At 63.9% G+C, this 8,213-nt stretch carries 4 protein-coding genes; all 4 read right to left on the bottom strand.

Annotated features, from left to right (window positions below; all coding sequences use genetic code 11):
* Positions 1-3,848 (bottom strand): condensation domain-containing protein (locus tag UIA24_RS19555; RefSeq protein ID WP_330523613.1); only part of this gene is annotated, 3,848 nt, incomplete at its 3' end.
* 87 nt (positions 3,849-3,935) lie between these two features.
* The gene (locus UIA24_RS19550) at positions 3,936-4,913 is read right to left on the bottom strand and encodes a TauD/TfdA family dioxygenase (RefSeq protein WP_330523616.1); all 978 of its coding nucleotides are present in this window, start codon (positions 4,911-4,913) and stop codon (positions 3,936-3,938) included.
* 53 nt (positions 4,914-4,966) lie between these two features.
* Positions 4,967-5,683: a thioesterase II family protein gene (locus tag UIA24_RS19545; RefSeq protein WP_099774857.1), complete on the bottom strand. Its 717-nt coding sequence runs from the start codon at positions 5,681-5,683 to the stop codon at positions 4,967-4,969.
* A 118-nt stretch (positions 5,684-5,801) separates the two neighbouring features.
* Complete coding sequence (locus UIA24_RS19540; protein ID WP_330523611.1) at positions 5,802-8,204, bottom strand: penicillin acylase family protein; 2,403 nt, start codon at positions 8,202-8,204, stop codon at positions 5,802-5,804.
* Between the last annotated feature and the right edge of the window lie 9 nt (positions 8,205-8,213).

Raw genomic sequence — 8,213 nt, 5'->3', positions numbered from 1 at the left:
ATCATATAGGCGCGTTGCTGCGGGGCGACCGTTAGTAACGGCGCCTGTGTTGGCGCGCAGCTCAGGTCCAGCTGGTCAAGGGCCACGACTTCGACGCCTTCCGGCCACGCCAGTGCCAGCGCAGCATCGCTCAGCACCCACTGCAGGCCCGCATCCTTGACCATGTAGGCCAGGCGCTCGGCCGGGTACTCTGGGTCCAGCGGCACGTAAGCGCCCCCGGCCTTGAGGATCGCCAACGGGGCGAGAATCAGTTCCAGCGAACGGTCCAGCGCGACGCCAACCAGGGTTTCCCGGCCCACGCCCAGATCGATCAAGCGATGGGCCAGCTGATTGGCTCGCTGCTCCAGCTCAGCGAAAGTCAACGAGCGCTCGCCGCACACCAGCGCCACGGCGTCGGGACGCAAGGCGGCTTGCTGGCTGATGGCCTCATGCACCAGCGGCAGGTGTGGCGTAACGCCCGCTGGCTGGCTCCAGGTGTGCAGTTGGCGATGCTCGTCGGCATTCAACAGGGCCAGCTCGGCCAGCGGTCGAGACGCCCGCTCAGGCAACTGCGCCAACAGGGCCAGCAATCGCTCGGCGATACGCACAACGCTGCGCTCATCGAAGCGCTTGTGCGCGTAGCTGAAGGTCAACACAAGGCTGCCGTCGGCCTGTTCTTCACTGTCCAGGCTGAGGTCAAACGGGGCATCCCCGAGCAACCGTTGCAGGCCCAGCAATTGCAGGCCCGGCAAGGCGTGCAAGGCACTGTGATCCTGTTGCTGGTGGTTGAATGCCACCTGGAACAACGGGGTGTGGCCCAGGCTGCGCTCAGGCGCCAAGGCGTCCACCAGTTGCTCGAACGGCAGATCCTGATGGGCCTGGGCATCCAGCACCTCGCTGCGCGACTGGCGCAACAGCGCAGCAAAGCTTTGCTGTGGATCGACATCGGCACGCAGTACCAGTGTGTTGACGAAGAAGCCGACCACGCCTTGCAGCTCCCGACGCGGACGATTGGCCACTGGCACGCCGAGACGAATGTCACGCTGCCCACTCAAGCGTTGCAGCAAGGCCTGGAACGCGGCCAGCAGTAGCATGAACAGGGTGCCGCCTTCGCCCAGCGCCAGGCGCCTTAACAGTGCAACCCGCGTGGCCGGCACGACCACGCTGTAACGGGATGCCAACTGGGATGATTGCTCGCCGGTAACGCTATCGACAGGCAATTCCAGGACCGGCTGTTCGCCGCCCAGGCGCGACGTCCAGTAGTTCAATTGCCGCTGCTGTTCGTCGTCACGCTCAAGGCGCAAGCGCTGCCAATCGGCAAAGTCGACGTAGCCCACCGGCAGCGCTGGCAAGGTCAACGCCGTGCGGTCGCAGGGCTGCTCGCAAAAATGCGTGTAGAGCCGGGCGAACTCGTCGATCAGCACGTGCATCGAGCTACCGTCAGCGATGATGTGGTGCAGGTTGACCAGCAGCAACGCCTCATCGTCGGCGCGCTGAAGCACCTGCACACGGATCAATGGCCCGCACTGCAGATCGAACGGCTCACGCATTGCCTGATCGGCACGTGTGCGCAGTTGCTCCAGGCTGTCGGCAGGCCAATGGTTGAAGGTCACCTGCAAGGCATCGACAGGCAGCAGGCGCAACCAGGGTTGGCCATCGCGCTGCGGGAACTCACTGCGCAGGCTTTCATGACGGGCGAACAATTGGCCAAAGGCCTGCTGTAGCGCGAGGCGGTTCAATACGCCACGCAGGTGCAAGGTCGCGGCGATGTGATACGCGCTACTGTGCGGTTCCAACTGAGCAAGGAACCACAATCGGCGTTGACCGAGGGACAACGGCAGCGCGCCGCTGCGCGGCAACCGGCTGATCACCTCCAAGGCCGGTCGACCGCTGGCCAGCACGGTGTCCAGCACCGCAGCGAACGCACGCAGGGTGGGCGCTTCAAACAGCAGGCGCGGCGCCAACTGGATGCCGAGTTCATCCTGCAGGCGGGCCAGGCCCTGCATGGCAAGAATGGAGGTGCCGCCCAGGGCAAAGAAGCTGTCTTCGGGTAACACCTGCTCGACCTTCAGCACGTCCTGCCACAGCGCGGCGACATGCGCTTCCCGTGGGCTCAAGGCGGCGGCTGGCGCGTTGCCCGGCTCGCGCACCTGATCGGTCGGGTAAGACGCATAGACGTCATCGCTGCCGGCCAACCACAAGTGGCGGCAGGTCGAGCGCTGCACTTTGCCACTGGTGGTCTTCGGCAATGTCCCCGGCTGCAACAACAGAATCACACTGGCCGGTTCTTGATGGGCCAGCGCCACGCACTCGCGAATCGCGCTGAACAAGGCGGACGGCGTGACCTGCTTCTGAACCGCACGGCTGACTTCCACGGCAATGCCGATACCCTCGCGGCCATCGACCTGCACCGCAAATGCCGCAACACGGCCTTTGCGCAGCAGGTCGATTTGATCCTCGAGGTTTTTTTCGATGTCCTGTGGGTACAGGTTATGCCCGCGAATGATGATCAGGTCTTTGCTTCGACCGCTGATAAACAGCGTGCCATCGTGCACAAAGCCCAGGTCGCCGGTGCGCAGGAATGTCTGCTGGCCGTCGCTCACGAAGGCTGCTGACGTGGCCTCGGGATTGCGCCAGTAGCCGTGGGTAACACTCGGCCCGGCAAAGCAGACTTCGCCAACCTGCCCGTCGGCCAGCGCGAGCAGTGAGCCCGGCGCGGCGATGCGCACCTCGTGCTCGGCCACCGGCCCGCCACACCCCACCAGGCAATCGCCCTGCTCTGCGGCAACGGCCTGCCCCTGCGCCAGTTGATCGCGCACGAAGTGCTCGGCGCGCAAGCCCTGGCCTCGCTGACCGGCACTGACGAACAGCGTCGCTTCGGCCAGACCGTAACACGGGAACAGCGCTTGTGGGTCGAACCCATAGGGTTCGAATTTCTCGCAGAACGCTTGCAGGGTGTCATGACGCACGGGCTCGGAGCCCGAGAACGCCAGGCGCCAGCCGCTGAGGTCAAGGCCGGCCAGGGCACTGTCGCGCACCCGCTCGACGCACAGGCGAAAGGCGAAATCCGGCCCGCCGCTGACGCTGCCGCCAAAGCGCGACACCGCTTGCAGCCAGCGCAACGGGCGCTCAAGGAAGTGCCGGGGCGACATCAACACCACTTCGATGCCGCTGTAGATTCCTTGCAGCAGGCTGCCGATCAGGCCCATGTCGTGATACAGCGGCAACCAACTGACGATCACATCGCGGTCATGAATGCCGAAACCGCTGCGAATCGCCCGCGCGTTGGCAATCAGGTTGTCGTGACCGACCATCACGCCTTTGGGCGTCGAGGTAGAGCCGGAGGTGTACTGCAAAAAGGCCAGGCCGTCAGGATCAATGCACGGCGGCTGCCAAAGCGAAGCCAGGGCCGGGTCGAGTACATCGACCGCCATCAGTTCAATGCCAGCCAGTGCCGGCAGTTCGCGCTGCAACGCTTGCAGGCCCGGCAGCAAGGCACTGTCGGTGAGAATGAAGCGTGGCTCGGCGTCGCCGATGATCGCCAGCAAACGCTCAAGGTGCTGTGGCTTGAGCGATTCGGGTGGGTAAGCCGGCACAGCGACACAACCGGCGTACAGGCAGCCGAAGAACGCCCCGACATAATCGAGGCCGCTGGGGAACAGCAAGACCGCCCGCTCACCGGCCCCTGCACTGCCCTGCAGGGCTGCGCCGACGGTACGGGCGCGTACATCCAACTGGGCGAAACTGCAGGTCTGGCTGGTTTCGTCGCCATCGACCAGCCAGCGCAGCGCGGTACGGGTAGGTTGCCGCGCGGCGAGGTATTGCAGGCGTTCGACGAAAGTGCTGTCCGCGGGAATTTGCACGCTCATTACATCACTCGCTAAGAAAGAGTAGAAAAGCAGCGCCCGGTTGGGCGGCTGCACAATGCGAAGTCATCAAGAGGCCATCGACCCGTTTCAATCAGCGCGGTGGCCTTGAGCCATGGCTACCACCACTTTGCGCGGCCCTTCGAACGGGTGACGGGCGTGGGCGGTCAGCATGTTGTCGAGCATGAGGATGTCGCCGTTTTGCCAGGGGAAGCTGATCTCCTGTTCGGCGAGTACGCCGCGCACTTCATCTAGCAGGCTGTCCTCGATCGGCGAGCCGTCGGCGTAGTACACGTTGCGCGGCAGGTCGTGCGGTTCGACCACCTCCAGCAGCGACGCACGCACCTCAGCCGGCAAGTTGGAGACGTGGAACAGGTGCGCCTGGTTGAACCAGACGTTGTCGCCGGTGCGTGGGTGCACCGCCGTTACCTGGCATACCTGGCTGGTACGCAGCTCACCGTCCTCCTTCCACTCACAGGTCACGCCGTGGCTGCGGCAATAGGCTTCGACATAGGCCTTGTCGGTACTGCCGAAGACATCTTCCCAGGCCACATCCAGGCCGTTGCCAAAGTTGCGCACATAGCGCAGGCCACGGCGGACAAGGTGTTCGCGCAGGCGCGCATCGATACGCCGGTACACTTCGCGGCTGTCGGCAATCGGCGTGGCGCCGCCAACCGTTGCGGCCTGGGCACAGTAGAACCAGATGCGCATCGGCCATTCGCGGGTGTAGGCCTGCTCGTTGTGCAAAGGAATGTGCTGGTGCTTGGGGTATTCGGTCGAGGTGTAGACGCCGCTCGACACCTTGCTGCGGGGTGTCGAGCCGAATTCGTAGCTGAGCAGCGGATGGCCGAACGCCGCCGCGAAGCCCTGGAATTCATCGATGCCGTTGACGTCGAAACCGCGGAACAGTAGCCCCCCGGCCTGCTCCAGGCGCGCACCGGCCAGGTCGCTGAGGGCGGCGAAGTTGGCCATCAGGGGCGCCCGCTCCTGCTGCGGGGTAATCAATAGCGGCAGGCTCTGGCCGGGAATCAATGCCTGGACGTCGACGCCCCAATCGGTGCAACTCATGCGTTCGTGCATCTGTGTAATCCTCCTGAACGCCGCTTCGGCGGCCTGCTGATTCATCCGCACACCCGTTCGCTGCGGCGCAATCGCGCAAGGTGTGCGCGCAGGTGGTCGAGCACCTGGGCTTCGCGCGCATGCAAAAAGAAGTGATCACCGACGAATGAGGTGCAACTGAAGGTGCCGAGGGTTTCCCCGCGCCAGGCTTGCAGGGCGGCCGCGCCTATCGCGTCGCCATCACCGCCCAGTACGTGCACGGCACACGTCAGGGGTGGCCGGGGTACCGGGGCATAGTTGGCACACAGGCGAAAATCGGCACGCAGCACCGGCAACACCATCGCCATCAGCTCAGGGCTGTGAATGACCGCTGCAGCCGTGCCGCCAAGCCGCTGCAACTCGTCGATCAGGTCAGCGTCGGCATCCAGCCGCGTGTAACGCTCATCGTCCCGATGACCGGGCGCGCTGGCACCAGAGAGGAACAGTTGCTCAGGTTGCGGCAACCCGCCGTGGCGCAAGGCATGGGCCACCTCGAAGGCAATCAGTGCGCCCAGGCTGTGACCGAAAAAGGCGTAGGGCGCATGAAGATCGGCACGCAACTCGGTGACCAGTTGTGCGACCAAAGGCGCCAGTTGCTCGTGCAACGGCTCGCCGAAGCGAGCACCACGGCCCGGCAGCTCGACCGGTCGAACATCGAGCCAGGCCGGCAAGCCGCGGCGCCAGCGTGCATAGCACTGGGCGCTGGCCCCGGCGTAGGGGAAACAGAAGAGTTTTACCACGAGGTCTTCTCCACCAATCGTCTACAACGCACCACAGAACCTGATGCGTGTATGGAACGTTATGCAGAGAAGACGAATGACAATGAGAATAGTTTACAACAAGTAATGCAGAGCCAGATCAATGCCTAGGAGCCAGTTCCAGGGTGTGATGTGCCTGCTGCTCAAGCCGTTTACGCTCGCTGATCATCGGCACAAGGCGACCGTTGGCCCAGCCCTCCAGCATGTCGCTGTAGTGCGCTGAAAAGGGATTGCCAGACTGACCGCTACTGAGGATGAAACCGGACGCTTGCGGATCATTGAGGTCATACACCGCACGCAGGCCTGGCCCGACATCGTCGAGGTACTGCCTACTGACCGGGTCGTAGTAGTAACCGGCATAGTTCACCGTATCCCGCCCACCATCGTTGGCAATACTCAGGTTGAACAGCCGCGACAACACCGGCACATCGCCGAACACGGCATGACGGGACACGGCCTTGTGCGCATCGCCCCACTGCCATCCGCTCATGGCATCGCCGTACTGCTGGCTCAAATTATCCAGCGCTTGAGCCAGGGAATCGCCCAGCAAACGTCGGCAGGCCGTGACGCCGTCTGCCTCACCCAGGGCTTCGCCACACCAGCGACTCGCCCCCGCGCGATCCGACAGCACCGAAGCGATAAAGGCAGGGTTGTGTGCGCCAACCTGCTCAAACAGGTCCCCTAGGCGTTCGCCATACAGGCGCTCGGTGAACAGCCGCAACCACTCGGCATAGATCAGCGGCTCGGCGCGCTCACGCAGCATCGCGCCATCCCAGTTGGCCAGGCGCTGCACGGCTTCGCGGGTGCGGGAGTCCCGCTCAGGGACCTGCAGCATCAACGGCAGCAACTGGCGGGCTACCGGATTGCTGGCGTCCATTTGCATGCGCTGCATGCCGTCGCGCGAATGGTTGACGCCTTCAGCCAGCAGTTCATGAATACGCTCAGCGCGATACGGCAGTACCCAGTTGGAGGTAATCCAGCGGTTGTAGCCCAGTGGCGTGATTTTCTGGTTTGCGGTGACCAGCTCGCCATTGGCCGGGGCGCGCTGTTGCGGCAAGTCGTCAAAAGGTATGAACCCTTGCCAGTCATAGCGGGCCTCCCAACCGGGTGACGGCGCGCGGCCCATCAGGTCGTTATCGGCTTGACGCTGCGGCACCCGGCCGGCAGCAATAAAACCGATGCTCCCGGCCGTATCGGCATAAACGATGTTCTGTTGTGGCGAGTGAAAGTCCCGCGTTGCGGCCAGCAACCCCGAACCATCGACTGCCAGCGCGGCCTTCAACGGGAATTGCAGGGAAAGGTCGTCATCACGCAGCCCGACCCACTCCAGTGCAATCACCCTGCCCTCGCCCGCCAGGTGTCCAGCGCGCTCCAGCACATCGGAAATCACCGGGCCATGGCGTGTGCTGCGTACACGCAGCAGAACATCGTCGCCATCCTTGACCCGAATACGCTCCTCACGCACGGCAAACGCAGCACTGCCCTCAGGCGTCAGGTAATGGCTGCTGTCGCCGGGCAACTGCTTTTCCAGAAACAGATCGACGACATCCGAATGGGTGTTGGTGAATGACCAGGCGACGTGCTGATTACGGCCCAGAATGACCCCGGGCATGCCCGGCAATGTCGCACCGATAACATCCAGCCCCGGCGCATGAAGTTGCGCCAGGTACCATAAAGTGGGCGCACTGAGCATCAGGTGCGGATCGTTGGCCAACAGTGGCTTGCCACTGTCGGTACGGCTACCGGCCAGCGCCCAGCTGTTGGAGCCGATGCCCACCGGCTGCCGCTCGGGCAAGGCGGCCAACAGCCCTGCCCATGGGCTGCCAGTGCCGGCATAGCGTTGCTTGAGGTCAGGCAGCGCGGGGCGTTGATCGCCGGGATAGGCGGGCATCAGCTCGGCCACCTGCGCCGGGCTGAACTGTTGGCTCAGTTCTGCCGTGGCCAACTCATCCCAGAGATTGCCGGCCATGCGCCAGGCCATGAGCCGGAAAAACGCCAGCGAGTCGCTTGGCTGCCAGGGCCCTGGGCGAAAGCCGGCAATCACGAACTCTGGCGCCAATACCGGGTGCCCGGCCAGGTAGGCGTTGACGCCTTGGCTGTAGGCGTCCAGGGTGGCCCGGGTATTGGCATCCAGTGCGGCCAGGTTGCGTTCGGCGATGGCCTGCAACCCCAGGGTGCGGAACACCCGGTCACTGGGCAACGCCTGGGCGCCGAATACCTCGGCCAAGGTGCCGGTGGCCATGCGCCGGTTCATCTCCATTTGCCACATCCGGTCCTGGGCATGCACATAGCCAAGGGCGTAATAGGCATCAGCCGGGGTTTTCGCGAACAGGTGTGCGATGCCATCGGCATCACGCAGCACATCGACAGCGGCAGACAATCCGCTCACCGACACCCTGCCCTCGGTTTGCGGCAACGAGCGCCAGGCGTAGACCGCCATGGCACCTGCCAGCAGCAGTAACGCCGCCAGCAGGAGGATGGCCAAGCGTTTCAGATAGATCATCGGGCTTCC

This window comes from Pseudomonas sp. AL 58 (assembly GCF_036348395.1).
In the GTDB taxonomy this organism is placed as follows: domain Bacteria; phylum Pseudomonadota; class Gammaproteobacteria; order Pseudomonadales; family Pseudomonadaceae; genus Aquipseudomonas; species Aquipseudomonas defluvii.
Note: the sequence above shows the minus strand (reverse complement) of the source record. Positions and strands in the feature narration are given on the sequence as shown.